Raw genomic sequence first — 20848 nt, forward strand, 5'->3', positions numbered from 1 at the left:
TTATTTTCTGACCTTTTCTATTATTTTTTATTTCTTGTTATATATCGACCGAGCAGATTGATACATAATACAACGACTGTAAGCACAAAAGATGCTGCCCATGCCAACTCTCTACTTTGCTCATCGGGATAGGTTGCAAGGTTGTAAATACTGACCGTAAGAGAAGGAAACTGCTCTGTGAGGTCCATGGTAAAGAACTGGTTGTTCGCTGACGTAAAGAGCAATGGTGCAGTCTCTCCGATGATACGTGCAAAAGAGAGTAAAATACCCGTTGTGATCCCCACTTTTGCCGCCTTAATGACTATCTGTAAAATGATCTTATGTTTGCTTCCGCCCAAAGCAATACCCGCTTCTCTCAGTTCCTTAGGGACTAGAGCCAACATATTATCTGTGGTACTGATGATGATAGGTATCATCATAATCGCCAGTGCAACGATACCTGCCCACCCGTTATATCCACCAAAAGGGTCAACAAACAAAGCAAAAACAAATACACCAATCACAATCGATGGTGCTGACATCATCACATCACTTAAATTTCTTATGACAGAAGCGAGCTTTCCATTATTACTGTACTCTCTAAGGTAGATACCTGCCATCATACCAAGCGGTACCGCCAAAGCACTTGCCATCAGTGCCATGGTAAACTGCCCGACAAGAAGGTTTCTTATCCCTCCCCCTACAAGGTCATTGGTAAAGGTCTCAAAATGGAGACTTGTAATACCTTTGTAACTCAAGGTCACAAGTATCCAAAATAAAAATCCTATACCTATCAATGCTGAGAGCGTAGAGAGGATCAAAATGATTTTATTGAGTATGAGTCTATTCATGATACTGCCTTTTTCATACTGTTTTTCTTCCTAAAAAATAGAACTTGGCCACAGAGATAATGGCAAAACTAACTACAAATAAAATAAGCGCAAGGTAATACATACTACTCATCTCAAGATCTTGTGCCTCTGCAAAGTTATTTGCGAGTAACACAGGGATGGAGGTCGTAGGATCCGTCACCCTGCTTGGAATGCTCATCACTGAACCGATAAGGAATGCCACTGCCATCGTCTCACCCAATGCACGTCCAAGTGCTAGAATAATAGAACCGATGATCCCTCCCTTAGCATAAGGCATGACCACATCTTTGATCACTTCAAACTTTGTTGCTCCCATCGCATAGGCTGATTCTTTGAGCACTGAAGGTGCAGTATTCATCGCATCTCTGGTGATCGCTGCCATAAAAGGAATGATCATGATCGCCAATACGATGCCTGCGGTTAATAACCCTACACCGTTTCCTCCTACTGTTGCCTGTACGATAGGGGCAAAGTAAAAAAGTCCCCACATCCCATAAATGATGCTTGGAATGGCTGCCAGCAATTCGATGGCTATCGAAACAGGCTTTACCAATTTTTCAGTAGCGATCTCTGTGAGAAAGATGGCAATTCCCATTGCAAGAGGTGTTGCAATAGCCATAGCAATCAGTGTGCTGAGCAAGGTACCTATGATAGGGACATACCCGCCAAAGATACCGCCTTCATCATCTTCATCTGCTTCCCACGTTTCATTGTACAAGAAATCAAAGCCAAATTCATGCAATGCATCTTGTGCATAAGAAAAAAGTACCGCAAAGATCCCTACCAAGATAAAAAAGGAGAGTGTTGCAGAGAAAAATGAGAAATTCTTAAAGAGTTTACCACTCATGTATCGCCTTCATAATTAATTGGAAGGATTGTAATAAAAGTTGGTTACATTTTAGTTACAAATCACATCCTTTCTATGATAAACATATTCAAGGAGTGTGAGAATCAAGGTGATTTGTGAAGAAGCTCTCCAGATGGAGAGCTTGAGAAGTGTAGTTTTTAGAACGTTTTATTTAATTTTTTTAGCTTCCCAATATCTTCTAATCTCATCTTTCGTTGATGTTGGAAGTGGAACATAACCAAGATCTGTTGCTGCTTTATCACCATTCGTATATGCCCAGTCGATAAATGCTGTCACTTGTTTATTTGTTTCCATTTTTTCTTCCGGAAGCAAGATAAATGTAGCTGCAACGATAGGATACGAAGTGGCACCTGCCGGGTCACCGATCACTGCATAAAAATCATTGTCAGCTGTCCAGCTTGCATATTTGGCTGCATCTTGGAAAGATTGTAGCGTTGGATTGATATATTGACCTTCTTTGTTTTCGATCTGTGCTGCTGCCAATCCTAGTTTTTCTTTATATGAGTACTCAATATACCCGATAGAGTTTTTGATCTGCTGGATGTTTGCTGATACACCTGAGTTTGATTTACCTGCAACCACTTTTGGTGCTTTCCATGTAGGTTTTTTACTTACTTTGATCTTGTCATCCAATTTGTTCAAGAAGTATGTAAAGTTAAAGGTTGTACCTGACTTGTCTGCTCTTACTGCTACTGTGATAGGCTCATGAGGCAATTTTAAACCGGCATTTTGTGCCATGATCGCTTCATCATCCCAATGCGTAATGCTTCCGCCAAAGATACCTGCGATCGCTGCACGGCTTAGTTTAAGTTCTCCATCTTTTATACCATCGATGTTATACGCTAGAACCACTGAACCCACGACTGTAGGGAACATATAAAGTTTATCTTTTTTAAGCGCTTTTGGCTTAAGCGGTTTATCTGAACCAGCAAAATCAACCATTCTTTTAGTAATGGATTTGACACCGTCACCAGAACCTGTTGGTGTATAATTCACTTGATTTTTTGTTGCAGCATAATACTCTGCTGTCCAAGCTTTATATATTGGTCCAGGGAATGATGCCCCTCTACCTTTAAGTTCATCAGCATTGACTGCTGAGAGTGCCACTGAAGCTGCCACTGCTGCCGTAAGAATTTTTTTCAATGTCATGGTTTGTTTCCTTGAGAAATAAATTGTCCTCTTTGTCCATCAGACTTGGGATTGGACGAAGTATAAAACAACTTGGAAACATTTTGGTTACAGAGTGTAATCAGTTGGAAAAGTAGCGTTTTCTTTTTGTCTCTTTTAGCAACTTTAGATCTGTGATGATAAAACCATCTATACAGTGGTTAAAATCTTTGTCGTATCCAAAATCCAAGAACTGTACGCCACCCTCTTCACAAAGTTCAGAGTACTGTTTGAAAAGTGTAGGTACTGTATATCCCATAAATCCTAACTCTTCTTTAAGCGTTCTCATATCAGCTCTATAATCCACACCAGTAAACACACTCTCACAATGCTCCTCTACCCATTTTGATGGGGTATACGGTACTTTATGTTGTACTAATGTCTCTTTTGAAGCAAAATATTTTTGATAAAAGTAGATCATCATCCCTCGTGCCTTTTGGTTAAATGTATCACTTAGACTCACCGCACCAAAAAGATACTGTATGTCAGGACGACTTTTTATATACGCCCCTATACCCTGCCAAAGATAGTCTAATGCTCTGGAGTTCCAGTATTTTGGCTGTACAAAACTTCTTCCAAGTTCCACCCCTTTTTCTAAATAAGGTTCAAACTTCTGATCAAATTTAAATAGTGTACTTGTATAAAGTCCATCCATGTCAAAATCATTGATGATCTCTCTACATATCCCCAGACGATATGCACCTGCTATCTCGAGTGCTTCATCATCCCATATGATCAAATGTTTATAGTAAAAATCATAACCGTCTATGTCACGTTTTTTACCACTCCCTTCCCCTACATGACGAAAACTGATCTCACGTAATCTTCCTATCTCTTTAATGACACAATTTTCTCTTTCGGATTCATAGATGATAATACTTTTTCCATCCATTGTTTTCCCCAATGGTATACCATTTTTAAGTTCTGCTTTCAGTTCACTTCGTGCTTCAGGCACAGATATCTCATTATAGGTTGCAAATATCGGTTTATGATTTTTTGATACTTTATAGAAATGTTTTCTTAGAAGCTTCACTGTCTCTTTTTGTGAAATATTTGGTACGTTATAGGCATCAAAAGGGATCGTTTTCCCTATAGTAAATTCGATATTTTTCCCTTTTGCTTTGAACATCTCATGCGGAAGTGTTGCCGTTGCCAAAGAGCGGTTCAGCATGGAAAGCAGATAAAAATTTTTAGAATTTTTCGCTTTAATGTAAATAGGAAGAATAGGTGCCTGCATCTTGGACGCAATCTTTAAGAATCCGCTTTTCCATGGTGTATCTTTGATCCCATTGGGCTTTGCTCGGCTTACTTCGCCCGAAGGGAATATGATCACCGCCTGTTCTGCTTGCAATGCATCATATATATTTTTAACGGTCTCTTTATCCATTTTCCCATTGATATTGTCTACGGGGATGATAATATCTTTGAGGTTATCAAACTGCGACAAAAAAGAGTTTGCCACGATCTTGATATCTTTGCGTACATTTTTAAGTAGATGCAGCAATGCCATAGCATCCAGTGCACCCAATGGATGGTTGGCTATGATAACAGTACGTCCATAGGCAGGGATACGCGTAAGTTCATTGGTCTTCAACCCGATAGAGATGTCAAAATAATCAATGATAGCTTCTACATAAGAAAAAGTATCCTTGTGGGCATTCATCGCTATAAAGGTATTGATCTCATTTTCGTGAAACAGCTTTTTCATACCGCTAAACAATAGTTTTTTTGCTATAGTTGGGAAAGTCTCAATTTCGGGATAATGGTGCACCATATAATTTTCTACACTGATTTGCATTAGGCTATCCTATAAGTAAGATTGATCACATCAACAAAATGACGATGTACAGCTTTTACTTTCGTATGTGCATGAAAAAGTGCTTCAACCAGTTCCCACTCTTCATAGATAGTGGTTATAGCCTCTTCTTCATCTATCGAAAATGTTTTTGCAACTCTTTTGGCAAGTTTGGCAATCTGTTTATCCGATATTAAGATTTCATCTTTCATAGATCTCTCCATTTAACTTATATAATATAATAAGATAAAGTGATAACATATTTATAACAATAGCATCTCCATAGGGAAGTATCTGAAGGGTATAATAATAAAAGAGTAGGAAGGTCTCTCTAGTCTTTCTGGAAAGAGATATGCTATTTTATATCGTAAAATAAAACAGTTTGTTTTTAGTAACCTATACCTGGTACTTATATCACTTTTCTATGAGAATAAGGTATTATTGAAACTTATATCCTATCCCTCTTACGGGAACAATATACTCTTTATCTTCATGAGGATCGATCTTTTTCTTCAAACGGTTGATCGTCACATTGACGGTACGTTTTTGGATATCTTCATTCTCATTCCATATATTCTGAATGAGATATTCTCTTCCAAGGGCTTTATTTTTATTTTTGATGAACAGACTAAGGAGTTCAAACTCCAACTTAGTCAGTTCTACTTCCTTACTTTCTATATATGTTTTACGTGTATTAAAGTCCATGATAATATCTCTGGCTGTTAATCTCTCATGTTCTATCGCATTGGTACGTCTAAGGATCGCTTTGACACGGTAGAGCAGTTCTTTTATATTAAAGGGTTTTCTTAAATAATCATCTCCTCCGCGTAAAAACCCCTCTTCTATCTCCTCATCCCTGTCCTTTGCAGATACGAACATAACAGGTGTTGTAACACCCTTATCTCGAAGATAACTCACAAATTCACTTCCTTCAATCCTAGGAAGTGTACGGTCTACAAGCATCAGATCTATGTTCTCTTGTTCCAGTATAGACTCTACGCCTTTTGTAGAAGTAGCCCCGATGACCTTATACCCCTCTTTGAGAAGATGAAACGTTTCTAATTCGAGTAAGTCTTCATTGTCTTCAATACTTAAAATTGTTGCCGTAGGGTCGATTGCTTTTACCATAAAGAAGCCTTTTTTATCTCTATTAATCTTATATGTCAAAGTGCTTATTCAAAATTTATGGAGAAATAGTATAAAAAATTGGTTTCATTTTGGTAACATTTTCTATCCTATGTCATCCTCTAATATGGTTATCAATCTGTTATCCATTACCTCTACAATTTGATATGCATTTTACAAAAAAGAATTACGAATTACTCCTTGCTTCTATAATATTTTTACTGATCATAGCTTTACACTATCCGTTTTACAAAGCGATCATTCTGATGCTGGAGTTTATTGTGATCATAGAAGTGGTCAAAATGATTTCCGAGTTCATAACAAAGAAAAGATTACGAATGAGGTATGTGATCGATGTGTTTATTATCTTTTTGACACGGGATGTGATTATATTGACAACCAACCCAAACAAAGACCACCAAGAGATACTCTTTTTACTTTTTGTGATCTTTGTCTTTTTTCTCTTTAGAATTTTAGCCGTACAGTTTTCACCTGCACTCTCAAAAAAGAAAAAAGCACAGACAAAATTTTAGAGTAATTTATATCCGACACCCCACACTGGAGCAAAATACTCTTTCACTCCTTCAGGGTCGATCTTCTTTTTGAGTCTGTTCATCGCTACATTGATGGTTTTATCATGAAAGTTTGCACTGTCATCACCCCAAACTTCATCACGTAAAAAATCTCTATCCAATGGCTGATGTGGATTCTTGACAAAAGTATGGAGCAGTTTAAATTCCAAGTTGGTCAACTCTATGCGCTTATCTTCTATGAAAAGTTCACGTTTCTGCAGATCCAATATGAGGTCTCTGTATTTCACTTTATCCCCAGATGTAGCACCACTACGCTTCAATAGTGCGGCTATTCTTAAAAGAAGCTCTTTACTGCTGAAGGGCTTGGTCATATAGTCATCGCCTCCAGAGTGGAACCCTTCTTCCAAGTCACTCTCTTTGTCTCTTGCAGTCAGGAACAGTACGGGGATATCATATCCCAGGTCCCGTATTTTAGAGACAAATTCACTGCCTTCTACACCAGGAAGGTTTCGATCGACGATCATAAGAGAAGGATTTTCCTCCTCTAAGAACTGTTCTACGTTTTCCGTAGAGAGGAACCCCGTAACAGCGTACCCTTCTTTTTCAAGATGATACTCTAGAAGTTCTAAAATATCTGCTTCATCTTCAATGACGATGATTTCTATATCTGTATTTTGCATGTTATAGCATAGTATATCTTGATAACAATTTGATTACAAAAAATGAGCAAGAGAGAGGTTTTTCTAAGGAGAACGCAGGTATTTCTACCCACGTTAAAACGGATTATTTCTAAGATGAAAACTGATACTACACACCAAATGATGTTTAGCTCGCAACACCTTTAAGTATGAAGAAAATGATAGCAGAAAGTACTGCTGCCGCCGGTACGGTAATCACCCATGCCGCCACGATCTTTTTCACCATACCACGCTTTACGTAATTCTCACGCAATGAACGCTTCAAGCTTTTTACTTTTTTCTTTTGCACCTTAGCCGCTTCAATCAATTCAACCTGTCTTTTATAATCCCCCGCTGCTTTCAGTTCTGCCAGTTCTGCTTTCAGCGCATTGTGTTTTTCTACTTCTGCATGAAGTTTCTCCTGCTTGACACTCATATCTTTACTGTCAAGCCACTCTCTAAGAAAACCTACACCAAATACTGCACCTACTGCAATATGCGTTGAAGAAACCGGTAGGCCAAGCTGAGAAGCGATAACCACTGTGATCGCTGCAGCCATCATAATAGAAAAGGCTCTCATCTGATCGAGTTCAGTGATCTCAGACCCTACCGTTCTGATGAGTCTTGGTCCAAAGAGTGCAAGACCTACAGAGATACCCACACCGCCAACAACCATGACCCATAAAGGGATTGCTGCTTTTTTAGAAACAGCAAGTGTAGTCAGCGCATCATTGACCGCTGCCAAAGGACCTACAGCATTGGCAACGTCATTTGCGCCATGTGCAAAACTCAAAAGTGCCGCTGCAAAAATAAGAGGAATGGTAAAAAGCATATTGACCGCTTCTCTAGTATTATCCAGACCCACCACTTTTTTTGCTACTCTAGGCTTCACAATCAAGAATGTGATCACCCCTCCAATCACACCTAAGATCAAGGCCACAGAAAAAGGTGGTTTCTTCGTTTGAGGCAAGAAACTGAACATATCGGTAATTGTCCCCCAGATATGTTTAAAACCTTTAAGCGTCAAATACGTGATAAATGCTGCTGACATGATAGCAACAAGTACAGGTACTACCTTTTTAGCTGCAGTTAACCTATCTGTTTTATATACTACCTGAGATTTTATAACATAAAGGAATGTCGCAGCGATCACTCCACCAAGGACAGGCGAGATTACCCATGAGGCAGCGATCTTACCCATCGTTCCCCAAGAAACAATAGCAAAACCACCTGCTGCTATACCACCTCCAAGCACACCACCTACAATAGAGTGTGTCGTCGATACCGGTGCCTTAAGCCATGTTGCAAGATTCAACCATAGCGCTGCAGCAAGCAGTGCCGCGGACATACCATAGACAAAAAGCATAGGGTCATTTCCAAAGGCATCTGGAGAGATGATCCCTTTTTTAATGGTTCCCACTACATCACCACCTGCGATAAGTGCACCACCCGCTTCAAAAATAGATGCGATAAGGACAGCACCACCTATGGTCAATGCACCAGCACCCACTGCAGGTCCTACGTTATTGGCAACATCATTTGCACCGATGTTCATCGCCATATAGGCACCAAATACAGCTGCCAGTACTAAAAAGCCTCCGTGTGTTACCTGTCCCATAACGCTGTTTGCATAAAATGCTACGGCTACAGCAAAGCCCGCACCCAGCATCATCTTTAATGTATTGTTCATCTACATTCCTTCATTTCTGTATTAATCGTGGAAGTATAGTCAAAAAGTATTACAATTTTGTTACCAAAATGTAACCAAATGGAAATAAAAGAAAATTGGAAGTTGAAAGTGTCAAGATGGACAGAGTATGCCCATCTTTAGGAATTTACATGATATTTTGGACTAAAATGTAATAATTGCGTCTAACTGTACACGCTCGTAATCTGCATCTGCAGGATCGCTAACTTTGCTTCCATAGAGTGTATTGATGAAGTAAGTAGCGGCAAGATATGTGTTTTTGCCAAATTTGTATTTTGTTCTAATCGCATGACCTTTAGCAGCCGTACCACCACCGAAGTTATCTGAGTCAGAGTGTGGACCAAACACTGCATCTTCCTGGATATCAGTATACGAGTATTTTAGTTGCCAGTCACCAACATTTTTTGCTTTACCAAGTTGAAATGCCAAATCGTATCCAAAGTTATTGTCATCTGCAGCCGTGTTATATGCTACACCAGCAGCGATTGCAAATGGTTTGCCCAGTACATCTTTAAACTTGAGTTCTCCAAATCCTTCTACGATATGATAGTCATTTGCATACACGTCACCTACGAAAGTGTTACCCATATCTTTACCATAAAGAGCTGTATTCCCTTTGATACCATCATAATAGTAGATACCTGCACCTAGATTAAGCTTTGCACTCTCTAGCTTTGTTTTATGTACATATTGTGCGATAAAGAGGTTCACATCATCCTCAGCGGTAACATTTTCCGCATAACTTGGTTGGTTAATACCTGCAGTGATGATCTTTGTATCGTCTTGGTACTGATAGTTAACACCGTCTAGTGAAAGGTCGTTATCCCAAACAAGTTGTGATTTGATAGGTCTGTACATCATGTATGGTGATCTACCTATTTTCCAAATAGAGTTACCAGTTGTGTAATCAAGCGCTAAAGCATTGAATCTAAGTGACTGGAAAAAGTAGTCTGACAGGGCTTCAGTATCCTTATTCGCCTCAACAAAAGTTTGGTTACCTGAAGTTGGGTTACCTTTACCACTTCTCATACCCACTTCAAATTGAAGGTGATCTGTAATATCAATATGTGCTCCTAGTCTTAAACGATATCGACCAAGATAAGCATTTTTTTCACTACCGTCATAATAGTCAGTCTCTTTACTCTCATATCTTAATCTCAAATCACCCTTAAAGTGAACTCTATCCATAAAGCTTTTTTCAGTTGTTCCAGTTGCGTCTTTCACTTCTTCTATGCGTTCAATTGGATGACTAATGTCCGCTTCAGCCATTGCTACTGTCGCTAGTGCGGCCATAGATAGTACAATTTTTTTCATTTGTATAATTCCTTGTTATTTTTGATGCGGAAGTATAAAACAAATTGGTTACAAATTGATTACTGTATGGTTACAAGTATCAAAGCCTTTAGAATTTAGCAGATATTTTCAAGCTCAAAGTTCTTCCATTCTTGAATTTTCTTGTTATACCATCTCCTTGTCTCCAAACAACTTCTTCGTCTAATAGGTTCCCTGCTTTGATCCTCGTTTCAAAATCATATCCATAGTTGAATTTTTCTATCCACACAAAATCCAAAAGTGTCGCAGGTACCTCATACTGATCTAACTCTTTGTTTGGTCCATCAATCACACCCACCTTACGAATACGCTCTGCCATATGATTTAAATTCAGAAGAGCCGATCTATTGTCATTTTCATACCCAAAGGTAAAATTCACAACATATGGTGATAATCCTTGCAGATCTCTTGTATCCGATGTAAAAATTTCTTTTTGCTCTTCAGTTAAAGAGACTTCGGAATAATTATAAGAGAAATTACCCGAAAAATAATAGTTAAACCATTTCGGGTTGATAAAATCCAAGTTTTTTCTTCCATCAATTTCAAAACCATACAATGTTGCTGAATCAGTATTGTCAAAAGAATAAATAGGTAATGATGTAGATGGCCTCATTACATCTTCTATCGGTTTATCCATATACTTATAAAAAAGTCCCAGTTTCACATTTTCATTTTCTGAGAAAAAATAACTGTATTTTAGATCAAAATTATAAATAATTGTGTTAACAAGCTCAGGGTTTCCTACAATCGTAGCAACATCAAACGGATGAAAATACTCACCTTCAGTAAACTCTCTCATATCTGGCATGATATAAGTTTTTGATGCTGCCAGATCAAAAATATTTTTGTCATCATGTTTATACTTAATACTTAATGAGGGAAAATAATCATCAACTTTGAGTGTCTGGGGCACTAAGATAACATTATTTCTTTGTGAAAAATCAGGGTTTGATTTATCCAATTTGAATTGATCTATCTTCTGCTCTAGATTTACATATCTAAGTCCCAATACCATTTCAACATCTTCGCTAGGTCTGCTCATCCATGAAATATAAGGACTGGTTTCATCTACATATCCATTAAAAGAATCCTCTGCCTTAAAAAGTGTGGCAATCTGAAATAATCTATAATCATATGGATAATCAGGTATGACATAGTTACTATAAATTGTATCTATATCTGAGAATAGTTCACGATCGGTTACCGCTAGATTATTAGTCTTGTCAAGATAATACTTCCGCTGTCTAGAGACTCTCTCTTTAGATGAAATATTGATTCCATACTCAATGTACTCGTCAGGATTAAAAATTTCAACCTCATGTTTATTTTTAAGATACAAAGCATTCAATGTATCATCAGAGGTTACACGGTTTGCCAAATGGTTACTTTGAGTATTATCATTAAATGTGACATCCCCCTCTGTAATATAGATATACTGATAGTTATTTGGCTGATAGAATTCAGCCGTACTTCTTTGCAACCCAAAATTAAAATTAGAGTCCATATCAAAGAGCTTATAATCAAAATCTCCACTAATTTGATCCACATTCATTTCTCTCTGTTCCCAGTTCAAATTATAATATGTCATATGCGAATAGTTTGACCCGATAATACCATCTGTAACCCTTGTGGTTTTTACAGCATTATTCGTATAGAGTTTTGTATACTTTAGTGTCAATACATCCAGGTAATTGTAACCAATGTTCAGCATACCGCCATGTGAAATGTCCATGGTGGTCTGATCTATGGTACCATATTTTGTAGCTTCAGGTATTTGATTTCCATCAGCATCATAGTCATACCCAAAGAACTCTTCAGGTCTATAGACCCTGTCCTGAGAATAAGAATAATTCCCATAAATTGTTAGATGATGGTCTTCATTGATATCAAAATTTTTAGCTCCTTCAACAGAACCCCCAAAGCCAGGCAACAATGTTGATTCATAGACGTTATAAAAACGGTTAATGTACATTCTAGTATACGCTGACAATTCTTCCGGGGTGAAGTCCCTTGTAGTAAAGGTAGGTGTTCTCTCACCTACTCTTACCTCAGTAGCATCTAAAATAGGTTGAGGAATACTTCTAAAACTATGGTCATATCCCGTCCAGTCGGAACCTGATCCAAGAGAGTCTACTGTTGCTTCCCCCGTATAGTTATTGAGCTTTCCTTCTAAAGATATTTTGATAAAGTCTTCATCAAACTTCTCTTTGGTTCTGATATCTATATACCCTCCACCAAAACTACTAGGGATATCAGCAGAAGCACTCTTTTGCACTTTCATGGAACCAATGACTGACGAAGGGAAAATATCTAAAGGAACCGTTCTCTTTAATGGATTAGGTGAAGGTAACGGTAATGAGTTTAGCTCTACATTTGAATATCGTTCCCCTAAACCTCTTACATAAATATTTCTACCATCCACCAAAGTAACACCTGTCACTCTCTTAAGTGCTGCAGCTGCATCCGAGTCCCCTTTTTTGCTTAACTCTTCCGAACCAAGTATATTCGCAACTGCATTGATATTTTTTTCTTCAGCCATAACATCTGCGATACTACCTTCGATCTTTGGAGCAAGGACGACAAACTCTTCCAACTCCATACTCGCTGGGGTTAACTTTACTGTTCTTGAGGTGGTACCATCTTTTTTAACCACTATTCCTCCGATCGTCTGTGCACTATAGGCTGAATGCACGACAGAGATGCTCAACGTTTTTCCTGAGGGTACTTTGGCAGAAAAGCGGCCATTCACATCTGTCCTCACATCTACTGCCGTACCTCTAACAAAGACTCTAGCCCCAGAAATAGGTGTATTGCCCTCTGAAGAGAGTACCTGACCTCTAAGTGTTCCTTCTCCCGTGACTATTTCTTCTTTTCTCTCAACAGATGCTGCTACAGCAACAGGTATATCGATATCGATACTATCTGCCCCAGTTTTAGAGAGTGTAGCTATCATTTCTGTATCTCTTCCCTCTTTGATAGAAACAGGTTTTTTAAAGTATCCCAGGTTTTCACCTGCCGCATTTTTACCAAAGATTTCTATCTGGTGTCTACCCGCGATAAGCGCTATCTTAACAACACCATCCTTATCTGTCTTGAAAACCTTTTTACCATCCACCTTTATTTCATTATTAGGTAAGGGTTTCCCCTCACTAAAAAGCAACACCGAAAGCGTACCCTCTTTTAATTCACTTGCTACTACTGTCAATGGTAGGATCATTAAAAGCAATAATTGCACTAATTTCTTCATCTATATACACTCCAGACTGTTACTTCTACATTTTTCAATATTTTTACGGATCACCGTTGATTTAGAGAAGAGTTCATCATCTTCAATCTTTTTAAGATGTGCTTCTGCACTATCATAATCTTTGGCCATATAGTATGAATATGCTAATGCATATCGCATATTGTCATTTTGCAAAAGACCATATCTATCCAAAGCATCTTTAAGTCCAATGATCTTCTCAAACTCACCTTTCCCGATAAAGATCGCAACTTTCTGTTTGGTCTTTTCTGCTTTATCCGTCATCATTGAGTTGAGATACAATGCATGTGCAAGTTCACCGTTTCTTCTGTACATCTCTGCGGCTTCTTTAAGATAATTCGCATCATACAAAGAACCCTTCTCAAATAGATCGGCAGTGATATGAGGCATATCTTTTTGGTTATAGTAATGTCCAAGCAGTATGTGTACTTTGGCCGAAGAGGGAAACTTCAACTTTGCCTCTTCAAGCACTTTGATCGCTTCTTCTGCCTCGCCACCGCTTTGAAGCATCTGTCCTAGAGAGATATACTCCTGTGCATTTGCCGGTAGCTTCTTCATATAGGCTTTTGCTGCAGCGATCGAAGCTTGATAGAGCTTTAACTCCGCAAAATAGTAAAACTTCTGTTTCAACAACATTGCATCTTCAGGGAAAAGCTTTGCCCCTCTACTCAATGCATCGATCGCAGCACCTTTTTGATCAGCCTTCCAGTAACACTCTGCTCTAAGCGTAAACAGGGAGGCACGGGCACGTCCTTTTTCTCCTGCTGCATCCAGTGCATGTACCGCTTTGATATACTGTTCAGCCCTATAATATGCCTGAGACAGATAGATATAGATCTCTTCTATCTGATCTTTTCTCAATTTCTCCGGATCAAATGCAGGTTTTTTTACTACAGATGCTTCTTCTTTCTTCTTTGAAGAGAAAGCACTAAATAGATACTCTCTTTTAGCCTTCTCTTCCACCGGTGGGTCATACACCTTTTGTTGAGTTGAAACAATCGCCTTTCTGAAGGCATGAATGGAGGAGTCGTAATTCTCATTTTTCAAAAAGATCAATCCTCTCATATTATAGTATTTATCCCACCCGATCTTTGTATGGGAATCTTTTGCCATCTGTAGCTCTTCAAGAGCCTTGTCGTACTTTCCATCATAATACATAATGGTCGCGATCTCCATATGATCGATCGTCTGCTCTTCAGGCTCTTGTGCCTGAAGTGTCATAACAGAGAAAAGAACAAATGATAATGTAATAATTTTTTTCAACATCTTTTAACCTTAATTAAAATCAAAGCGGACTTTCTGTTTCGCCCACACTTTGACAGGATTGCCTTTATATTTTGCCGGAGCAAAACGCCAGTTTCTTATACCTCTCAGTGCTGCCTGGTCAAATACACCTGCAGGACTGGAAGCGATCACTTTTGCCAGTTCCACACTTCCGTCTTTACCGATAAGCAGGTTCACAACCACATACCCTTTGATATGCTTTTTAGCCGCTGCAGAAGGATACTCCAATGGTGCACGTGAAATCACTCTTGGTTTACTGTCAACCGTGCCTTCACTCATCGCTGCATCTGCTGCCATATCACCTAAAAGGCTACTGCCGTCGCCTATGATATCCCCTGTAGCAAACTCAGGGATATTCATAGCAATCCCGCCAAGCATCGCCCCAAGATCCGGCAACGGTGCTTTTGGCTGTGCTTTAGGTTTTGGTTTTGGTTTTGGCTTTGGCTTCTCCATTTTTGGCGGCTGTTTTGCCATCTTCATATAACGCATAGGGTCCTTGACTTTTTTCTCTTTCTTCTCGACCTTTGCATTAAATGACACTACAAGCACCATCATCAAAAAAGCACCGATTCCCATTGACCATAAGGCATATGATTTGGCACGATCTCTATTAAACTGTTTATTGGCCATAATAGGTTATCCCATCTCTTTTGATGTGGATACAGCTACATCTTTTGCCCCTGACATACGACACTCATCCACTACATCGATCAATGTCTCTACAGGGATCGTATCATCAGAGATGACCAGTACAGACTTTTCTGTCGATGTACGTAATAGATCTCTTAACTTGCTCTGGATCGCCCATAGTTGTACCGGTTGGTTATCGATATAAACCTGAGAGGTATTGTCAATATACACACGTACCACTTTCGCATCTGACTTACTGGCACTCGCGGCAGACGGACGATCAAGGTCCAGTTTCATATCTTTGACAAACGTAGTCGTTACCATAAAAAAGATCAATAGGATAAAAACCATATCGATCAATGGTGATACGTCTACATTGTCTACTTCTTGTTTCTTTGGTCTAATTCTCATTCTGCATCCTTCGTGGATATAATATCTGTGATCTGTTCAAATTCAAGTTCATAACGTTCTGCCTTTCTGTCAAGCACACGTCCTATAATCAATCCAGGGACGGCAACAACCAATCCAAGCTCAGTGGTAAAAAGAGCTTTAGAGATACCACCTGAAATACTGGCTCCCTGGGCAAACATAGAACTGCTTTGCAGTGCATCAAATGTTTCGATCATTCCCATCACTGTTCCAAGTAAACCTACCAGTGGAGCAAGTACAACGATCGTCTTGATCATAATTCTATAGCTGTTTACATCGCTATAGTACGGCAGTAATACCCCACTAATATGTTTTCTCACATTGGCTCCGATCGCTTTGGCCTCTTGCGCTGCTTGCAATGCATCGGATACAGCATAATCAAGCATACCCCTCATAGCCTGTGCTTCACCTCTTTTTTCATGCTTATTGATCAAACGGCGGACATTCCCTTTAGTCCCTCTATTGAGAATAAAATAACGATATCCCAGACCATACCAAAGAAAAAAGTTGAGTACAAAAAGTACCCACATGACCACTCCTCCGGTATTCATAAGCTCAACAAATCTGCCGATTAACTCAAATGGCGAAAGCATCTCAGCCTCTATACTTCTCATAAAGGTTTACTATGTGCAATGCTTTTTGCTCCATAGAATCCTTAATACTCTGTGCCCAGCCAGAAAGGAGGTTTCCGATCAACAAAAGCGGAATAGCTACGATAAGACCTTGCATGGTTGTCACAAGCGCTGCAGAGATACCTCCTGAAAGCAATTTAGGGTCACCTGTACCAAACTCTGTGATCACTTCAAATGTTTCGATCATTCCTGTAACGGTACCCAACAGTCCCATCAGCGGAGCAACCGCTGCTATAACCAGTACAAAACTACCAAATTTGTCGATCTGTGTACTTTCATTGAGGATATTTTCCATAATGACATCTTCAACATGCTCTCTATTTTTATCAATATTTCTAAGTGTAGACTTGATCACTCTTGCTGTAGATCCTTCATATCCTTTGATCGCATCCAGTGCTTCATCCTTTTTGCCACTCTCAACTTTTTCTACCACGATCTGAGTAATGTCTTGCACATTCGTACTTGCTCTCATCAGGTTGATCACTCTTAATCCTAAAAGAATCAAACCAAAGAGCCCAAGTGCAAAAATGATATACCCGATGACACCACCATCTTCCATCGTATCTACAAAGCTCTTCTCCGTCACATAATCTACCTCTTTATCAAGGTTTTCATAGGCAAAGATATCTATCGTTTCAGTCTTTTCTTTAGCAAACATCGCTTTAGCATCGTCAGATGAACCCACAGCATTCCATAGTTTATAGGCACCATCACCTGCAGGTGCAAGTGCCCCGGCAGCTTCTTTAGCGATACCATATGCAGCGATATTCCCTACTTTTACGATATCACCTTCCACTTTTTTCCCATCCGGAAGATAGAATTCACCTTTTTCATTTCTCAAAGAAGAGAGTTCACTATAGAGTTTTATAGAGCTGCCAAATGCCTGCTTGATCTTTTCTACATTATTTGTTTTATTATCATCTGAAACTTTCACACCATAGGGTTCAAGTGCCAAACGCGCCTGATTGACCACATTACCGGTAAGCCCTCCATTGTCCTCTTTCTCTGCCAGTATCTTTGTAAGTTTTTCCAGTTTTTCACTACTTACTTTTGTCTTTTCAGATACTTCAAGCAGTTGTGCCTGAAGTACCTCTACTCTCTCTTTGGACGCTTGAATATCATTTGCATGCTGTACCTGGTCTGTTTCAAGTCTCTTTTCAAGTTCCGCTTTTTGCGCCTTTAGAAATGCATACTCTTTTTGGTATGCTCTCTCAAGTTCACCTGCTTGTGTAGCTGTCGAAAGTGATACAAATGCTACAAACACGAAAAATAGTTTAGTAATAGATAATGCTTTCATTAGTTAACCCCTCTGAGTAATAGTGCGTTGGGCAAGGTAAAGTACCCTGTACGGATCTGTTTTTGCAATGCATCAAAAAGACCAATGATCTGATCACGTTCAGTACTATCTTTTGTGACTTCATAACTGTACGTATCTCCATCTTGTTTCACATACCCGATCCTCTCATCCGGTGTTGCAAAGAACATCATCACTGAGCCCACTTTGGCGATCTTTGCCATAGTGGCTTTTCCATCAAGTATGATCTCCTGTTTGAACTGCCCGATCTCTTTTGTCAGACGCAATGCATCATCGTAGCTCGCCCAGGTCAAGGCAAGTGCCTTCTCTTGTGAAATATTTCCATTTTTAAGATCATCTTTGATCTGATGAAGTGCAGCTACTCTCTCTTCTACTTTGAAAGGGATGCCCCTTTTGATCTCTTTTTCAAGGGCCATAAGTGCTTCATTGACAACAGGCTTAAGGTCTACCGTAGCACTTCCCATCGTTTCTAGCTTTTTTTCTGTTTTTTCAATATTTTGTTGTGTAAGCTTCAATGAAGTTTCTTGTCTATTGATCTGTGCTTCATTATCAGAGGTTTGAAGTGCGTAGGACTTCATTTGTGCTTTGTATGCTTCTTTATTATCATCGATGTTTGTATAGAGAGATTCTACCTGTGATCTGAGCTCCATGATCGATTGAACCATGCTGTCATCTTTTGCTGCATGAAGCATTGTACTTGAAATAGCTAGAGCTGCTGATAAAGAGATCAGTCTTGTCATTTTTCCCATTTTTTTTCCTTATGTATCATTAAAAAATCGGTATGGATTTTAGTTTGTGGAATAGTGCCTAAAATTCATAACAGAATGGAAACAAAACTTCCATGAGGAGGTGATGTATGTTTTGTTATGTATAAGCTGTGAGACAGGGATTCCTTGTCTCACATCAAGTTTTACTTATATGTAATTGTATTTCCTGTTGCTCCACCGTCATCAAATGCAACTTCAAGTGCTGCTGCTGATGTACCAGTAAAGTCTAAGCCAGTCCCTGTAGTCATTGCGACATTTTCAAATGAAGTAGTTGCCTCATTAATAAGATCGTTAGAGTGAAGAGCACCATGAGGTTCGATCTGCCCGCCATTGTGAATGATCGTACCATTTTTAAAGTGTCCGCCTATCCCAGCATTTTTAAAGTAGATTCCGCCCTCTTTAGCCTGAGTTGCACCCGTTGTGATCGTAAATCCATCAAATGTTGCTGCAGTATCTCCTGACATTTCAATACCTGCATTCCCTGTTGTTGTATTAATGACAAGATTTTTTACCGTTCCAGAGAATCCATCATCGATGTCAAAGTAGTCATCTGTACAGTGTGTAACCGTAACATTGGTAAGGTTCACCGTACCACCCCAGATCTCGATACCGTCATCATCAGAATAGTCAATTGTAATGTCTTCAACAATAGTACCTGAACCAACACCTACAAAACTCAGGCCATTGATCTCTTTATCTTGAGCCATGGTAATACCTGAATTGAGAATCTTCACATTTCTCAAGATACCTGAACTGTCTGCCAGGTCCTGCCCAGATACGATAGCACCATTCGCATCTTTACCGCCACCAGCAGCAAAAAGGCTGTTTACCTCGTATGCATTCACTTGGTCATTTCCTGCATTTCCTATAAGTGTCAATCCACCCCATAGTCCAACTTCCTGTGCTGCAGTATTTTGTGATGTAAAGACAATAGGTTTGTCCACTGTACCAAGTGCATATATTTTAGCCCCTTTATCAACGATCATATATGAAGTGGCATCTCCTGTTCCAGGCAGTCCAACAATAGTTGTTCCTTCCTGTATTCTCAATTCTGCTCCAGAAGTAACCACTGCAAGACCATCAAGTTCCCATATTTTGTCTGAAGTCAAGACTGTACATCCTGTCAAATCACCTGTAAGTGTGACTGAAGTCGGAACAGTACATACAACATTACCCGAACCACCTTCAAATGCCGTCTGAAGTGCAGAAGCTGAAGGACCAGTATAGATCAGACCCTCTGGCGCTGTAATAGCGACATTTTCAAATGAAGTAGTTGCCTCATTAATAAGATCGTTAGAGTGAAGAGCACCATGAGGTTCGATCTGCCCGCCATTGTGAATGATCGTACCATTTTTAAAGTGTCCGCCTATCCCAGCATTTTTAAAGTAGATTCCGCCCTCTTTAGCCTGAGTTGCACCCGTTGTGATCGTAAATCCATCAAATGTTGCTGCAGTATCTCCTGACATTTCAATACCTGCATTCCCTGTTGTTGTATTAATGACAAGATTTTTTACCGTTCCAGAGAATCCATCATCGATGTCAAAGTAGTCATCTGTACAGTGTGTAACCGTAACATTGGTAAGGTTCACCGTACCACCCCAGATCTCGATACCGTCATCATCAGAATAGTCAATTGTAATGTCTTCAACAATAGTACCTGAACCAACACCTACAAAACTCAGGCCATTGATCTCTTTATCTTGGGCCATTGTAATACCTGAGTTAAGGATATACACATTTCTCAAAATACCCGAACTGTCTGACAGGTCCTGACCAGGTACGATAGCACCATTCGCATCTTTACCGCCACCAGCAGCAAAAAGGCTGTTTACCTCGTATGCATTCACTTGGTCATTTCCTGCATTTCCTATAAGTGTCAATCCACCCCACTGACCCACATCCAAATTTGTAGGATCTTCTACACGTTGCATAGAAGTAAAGATAATTGGTTTATCCGCAGTACCATCTGCAATTATTTCAGCATCTTTATCCACAATCATGTAAGACGTTGCATCTCCTGTTCCTGCTAAACCTGCAATCACTGTTCCTGGCTCTATAGTAAGTGTTACACCTGGTTTTACAACTGCCAATCCATCAAGTACCCAAAGTGTATCATTGGTTAATGTCATAGAGGTACTAATGTCACCGGCAAGCGGTTTTTGAGGTAAAAATTTAGCAGCTGCTAAAATAGTGTCGAAACTCGTAGGTGTTGTATTAGTAGTTGTGCTGCCAGTTGTACCACCTGTAGCAAGAGTATCACCAGTGATGGTGACAGTAGAATCACCATATGTCACAGTTGTATCCCCACAACCATTCATTATTGCTATAGCAACTGCTGACAGTGCAATTGTTTTCAAGTTTGTCATTTTACTTTCCTTAAACATAATTTAAACCAACCTTGGTTTTGTTTGCAGAATAGTGACGAAAAGTGGAAACATAGTGGAAACATCTTGGTAACATTTATGTTATC

At 39.4% G+C, this 20848-nt stretch carries 18 protein-coding genes; 1 reads left to right on the plus strand and 17 read right to left on the minus strand.

Annotated features, from left to right (window positions below; translation table 11 throughout):
- Positions 1–20 precede the first annotated feature (20 nt).
- From pstA to MN086_RS10190, 6 genes are all read right to left on the minus strand, one after another.
- Positions 21–830 carry a phosphate ABC transporter permease PstA gene (gene pstA, locus MN086_RS10165; RefSeq protein WP_248575890.1) on the minus strand — a complete coding sequence of 270 codons (810 nt, stop codon included), beginning with the start codon at positions 828–830 and terminating at the stop codon, positions 21–23.
- 13 nt (positions 831–843) lie between these two features.
- The gene (gene pstC / locus MN086_RS10170; protein ID WP_248575891.1) at positions 844–1698 is read right to left on the minus strand and encodes a phosphate ABC transporter permease subunit PstC; all 855 of its coding nucleotides are present in this window, start codon (positions 1696–1698) and stop codon (positions 844–846) included.
- Between the two features lie 168 nt (positions 1699–1866).
- Complete coding sequence (pstS, locus tag MN086_RS10175; protein WP_248575892.1) at positions 1867–2868, minus strand: phosphate ABC transporter substrate-binding protein PstS; 1002 nt, start codon at positions 2866–2868, stop codon at positions 1867–1869.
- A 100-nt stretch (positions 2869–2968) separates the two neighbouring features.
- Entirely contained in the window at positions 2969–4684 is a 1716-nt protein-coding gene (locus MN086_RS10180) for a lysophospholipid acyltransferase family protein (protein WP_248575893.1), read from the minus strand.
- Positions 4684–4893 carry a hypothetical protein gene (locus MN086_RS10185; protein WP_248575894.1) on the minus strand — a complete coding sequence of 70 codons (210 nt, stop codon included), beginning with the start codon at positions 4891–4893 and terminating at the stop codon, positions 4684–4686. Before MN086_RS10185 ends, MN086_RS10180 begins: the two co-directional genes overlap by 1 nt.
- Before the next feature lie 226 nt (positions 4894–5119).
- The gene (locus MN086_RS10190; protein WP_248575895.1) at positions 5120–5809 is read right to left on the minus strand and encodes a response regulator transcription factor; all 690 of its coding nucleotides are present in this window, start codon (positions 5807–5809) and stop codon (positions 5120–5122) included.
- A gap of 164 nt (positions 5810–5973) precedes the next feature.
- On the opposite strand from MN086_RS10190, the gene MN086_RS10195 reads away from it, so the two are divergent.
- On the plus strand, positions 5974–6339 hold the full coding sequence (locus MN086_RS10195; RefSeq protein ID WP_248575896.1) for a phosphate-starvation-inducible PsiE family protein: 366 nt from the start codon (positions 5974–5976) through the stop codon (positions 6337–6339).
- On the opposite strand, the gene MN086_RS10200 is transcribed toward MN086_RS10195, so the two are convergent.
- From MN086_RS10200 to MN086_RS10250, 11 genes are all read right to left on the minus strand, one after another.
- Complete coding sequence (locus tag MN086_RS10200; protein WP_248575897.1) at positions 6336–7019, minus strand: response regulator transcription factor; 684 nt, start codon at positions 7017–7019, stop codon at positions 6336–6338. The two genes, MN086_RS10195 and MN086_RS10200, sit on opposite strands and share 4 nt — an antisense overlap.
- A gap of 145 nt (positions 7020–7164) precedes the next feature.
- The gene (locus tag MN086_RS10205) at positions 7165–8706 is read right to left on the minus strand and encodes an inorganic phosphate transporter (RefSeq protein ID WP_248575898.1); all 1542 of its coding nucleotides are present in this window, start codon (positions 8704–8706) and stop codon (positions 7165–7167) included.
- 162 nt (positions 8707–8868) lie between these two features.
- Positions 8869–10038, minus strand: coding sequence for a putative porin (locus MN086_RS10210; protein WP_248575899.1), 1170 nt, complete (start codon positions 10036–10038; stop codon positions 8869–8871).
- Positions 10039–10126: 88 nt separating this feature from the next.
- Complete coding sequence (locus MN086_RS10215; RefSeq protein ID WP_248575900.1) at positions 10127–13303, minus strand: carboxypeptidase regulatory-like domain-containing protein; 3177 nt, start codon at positions 13301–13303, stop codon at positions 10127–10129.
- Positions 13304–14587: a lipopolysaccharide assembly protein LapB gene (locus tag MN086_RS10220; protein WP_248575901.1), complete on the minus strand. Its 1284-nt coding sequence runs from the start codon at positions 14585–14587 to the stop codon at positions 13304–13306. It lies immediately after the preceding gene.
- Positions 14588–14596: 9 nt separating this feature from the next.
- Positions 14597–15235, minus strand: coding sequence for an energy transducer TonB (locus MN086_RS10225; protein WP_248575902.1), 639 nt, complete (start codon positions 15233–15235; stop codon positions 14597–14599).
- A gap of 6 nt (positions 15236–15241) precedes the next feature.
- Complete coding sequence (locus MN086_RS10230) at positions 15242–15646, minus strand: biopolymer transporter ExbD (protein WP_248575903.1); 405 nt, start codon at positions 15644–15646, stop codon at positions 15242–15244.
- A complete protein-coding gene (locus MN086_RS10235; protein WP_248575904.1) occupies positions 15643–16278 on the minus strand; it encodes a MotA/TolQ/ExbB proton channel family protein in 636 nt (211 codons plus the stop codon). The genes MN086_RS10230 and MN086_RS10235 overlap by 4 nt, the downstream gene beginning before the upstream one ends.
- Positions 16259–17593 (minus strand): MotA/TolQ/ExbB proton channel family protein, encoded by a 1335-nt coding sequence (locus MN086_RS10240; RefSeq protein ID WP_248575905.1) that lies wholly within the window; start codon positions 17591–17593, stop codon positions 16259–16261. The genes MN086_RS10235 and MN086_RS10240 overlap by 20 nt, the downstream gene beginning before the upstream one ends.
- Positions 17593–18360 (minus strand): DUF3450 family protein, encoded by a 768-nt coding sequence (locus tag MN086_RS10245; RefSeq protein ID WP_248575906.1) that lies wholly within the window; start codon positions 18358–18360, stop codon positions 17593–17595. Before MN086_RS10245 ends, MN086_RS10240 begins: the two co-directional genes overlap by 1 nt.
- Positions 18361–18521: 161 nt before the next feature.
- Positions 18522–20744, minus strand: coding sequence for a hypothetical protein (locus tag MN086_RS10250; RefSeq protein ID WP_248575907.1), 2223 nt, complete (start codon positions 20742–20744; stop codon positions 18522–18524).
- Positions 20745–20848: the final 104 nt, after the last annotated feature.

Origin of the sequence: Sulfurovum sp. XGS-02, from assembly GCF_023213175.1 — a bacterium.
Lineage (GTDB): Bacteria > Campylobacterota > Campylobacteria > Campylobacterales > Sulfurovaceae > Sulfurovum.

What these genes read in the sequence shown, in the direction of transcription:
- pstA (WP_248575890.1), bottom strand. Translation starts at nt 830, where the DNA reads ATGAATAGACTCATACTCAATAAAATCATTTTGATCCTCTCTACGCTC.
- pstC (WP_248575891.1), bottom strand. Translation starts at nt 1,698, where the DNA reads ATGAGTGGTAAACTCTTTAAGAATTTCTCATTTTTCTCTGCAACACTC.
- pstS (WP_248575892.1), bottom strand. Translation starts at nt 2,868, where the DNA reads ATGACATTGAAAAAAATTCTTACGGCAGCAGTGGCAGCTTCAGTGGCA.
- MN086_RS10180 (WP_248575893.1), bottom strand. Translation starts at nt 4,684, where the DNA reads ATGCAAATCAGTGTAGAAAATTATATGGTGCACCATTATCCCGAAATT.
- MN086_RS10185 (WP_248575894.1), bottom strand. Translation starts at nt 4,893, where the DNA reads ATGAAAGATGAAATCTTAATATCGGATAAACAGATTGCCAAACTTGCC.
- MN086_RS10190 (WP_248575895.1), bottom strand. Translation starts at nt 5,809, where the DNA reads ATGGTAAAAGCAATCGACCCTACGGCAACAATTTTAAGTATTGAAGAC.
- MN086_RS10195 (WP_248575896.1), top strand. Translation starts at nt 5,974, where the DNA reads ATGCATTTTACAAAAAAGAATTACGAATTACTCCTTGCTTCTATAATA.
- MN086_RS10200 (WP_248575897.1), bottom strand. Translation starts at nt 7,019, where the DNA reads ATGCAAAATACAGATATAGAAATCATCGTCATTGAAGATGAAGCAGAT.
- MN086_RS10205 (WP_248575898.1), bottom strand. Translation starts at nt 8,706, where the DNA reads ATGAACAATACATTAAAGATGATGCTGGGTGCGGGCTTTGCTGTAGCC.
- MN086_RS10210 (WP_248575899.1), bottom strand. Translation starts at nt 10,038, where the DNA reads ATGAAAAAAATTGTACTATCTATGGCCGCACTAGCGACAGTAGCAATG.
- MN086_RS10215 (WP_248575900.1), bottom strand. Translation starts at nt 13,303, where the DNA reads ATGAAGAAATTAGTGCAATTATTGCTTTTAATGATCCTACCATTGACA.
- MN086_RS10220 (WP_248575901.1), bottom strand. Translation starts at nt 14,587, where the DNA reads ATGTTGAAAAAAATTATTACATTATCATTTGTTCTTTTCTCTGTTATG.
- MN086_RS10225 (WP_248575902.1), bottom strand. Translation starts at nt 15,235, where the DNA reads ATGGCCAATAAACAGTTTAATAGAGATCGTGCCAAATCATATGCCTTA.
- MN086_RS10230 (WP_248575903.1), bottom strand. Translation starts at nt 15,646, where the DNA reads ATGAGAATTAGACCAAAGAAACAAGAAGTAGACAATGTAGACGTATCA.
- MN086_RS10235 (WP_248575904.1), bottom strand. Translation starts at nt 16,278, where the DNA reads ATGAGAAGTATAGAGGCTGAGATGCTTTCGCCATTTGAGTTAATCGGC.
- MN086_RS10240 (WP_248575905.1), bottom strand. Translation starts at nt 17,593, where the DNA reads ATGAAAGCATTATCTATTACTAAACTATTTTTCGTGTTTGTAGCATTT.
- MN086_RS10245 (WP_248575906.1), bottom strand. Translation starts at nt 18,360, where the DNA reads ATGGGAAAAATGACAAGACTGATCTCTTTATCAGCAGCTCTAGCTATT.
- MN086_RS10250 (WP_248575907.1), bottom strand. Translation starts at nt 20,744, where the DNA reads ATGACAAACTTGAAAACAATTGCACTGTCAGCAGTTGCTATAGCAATA.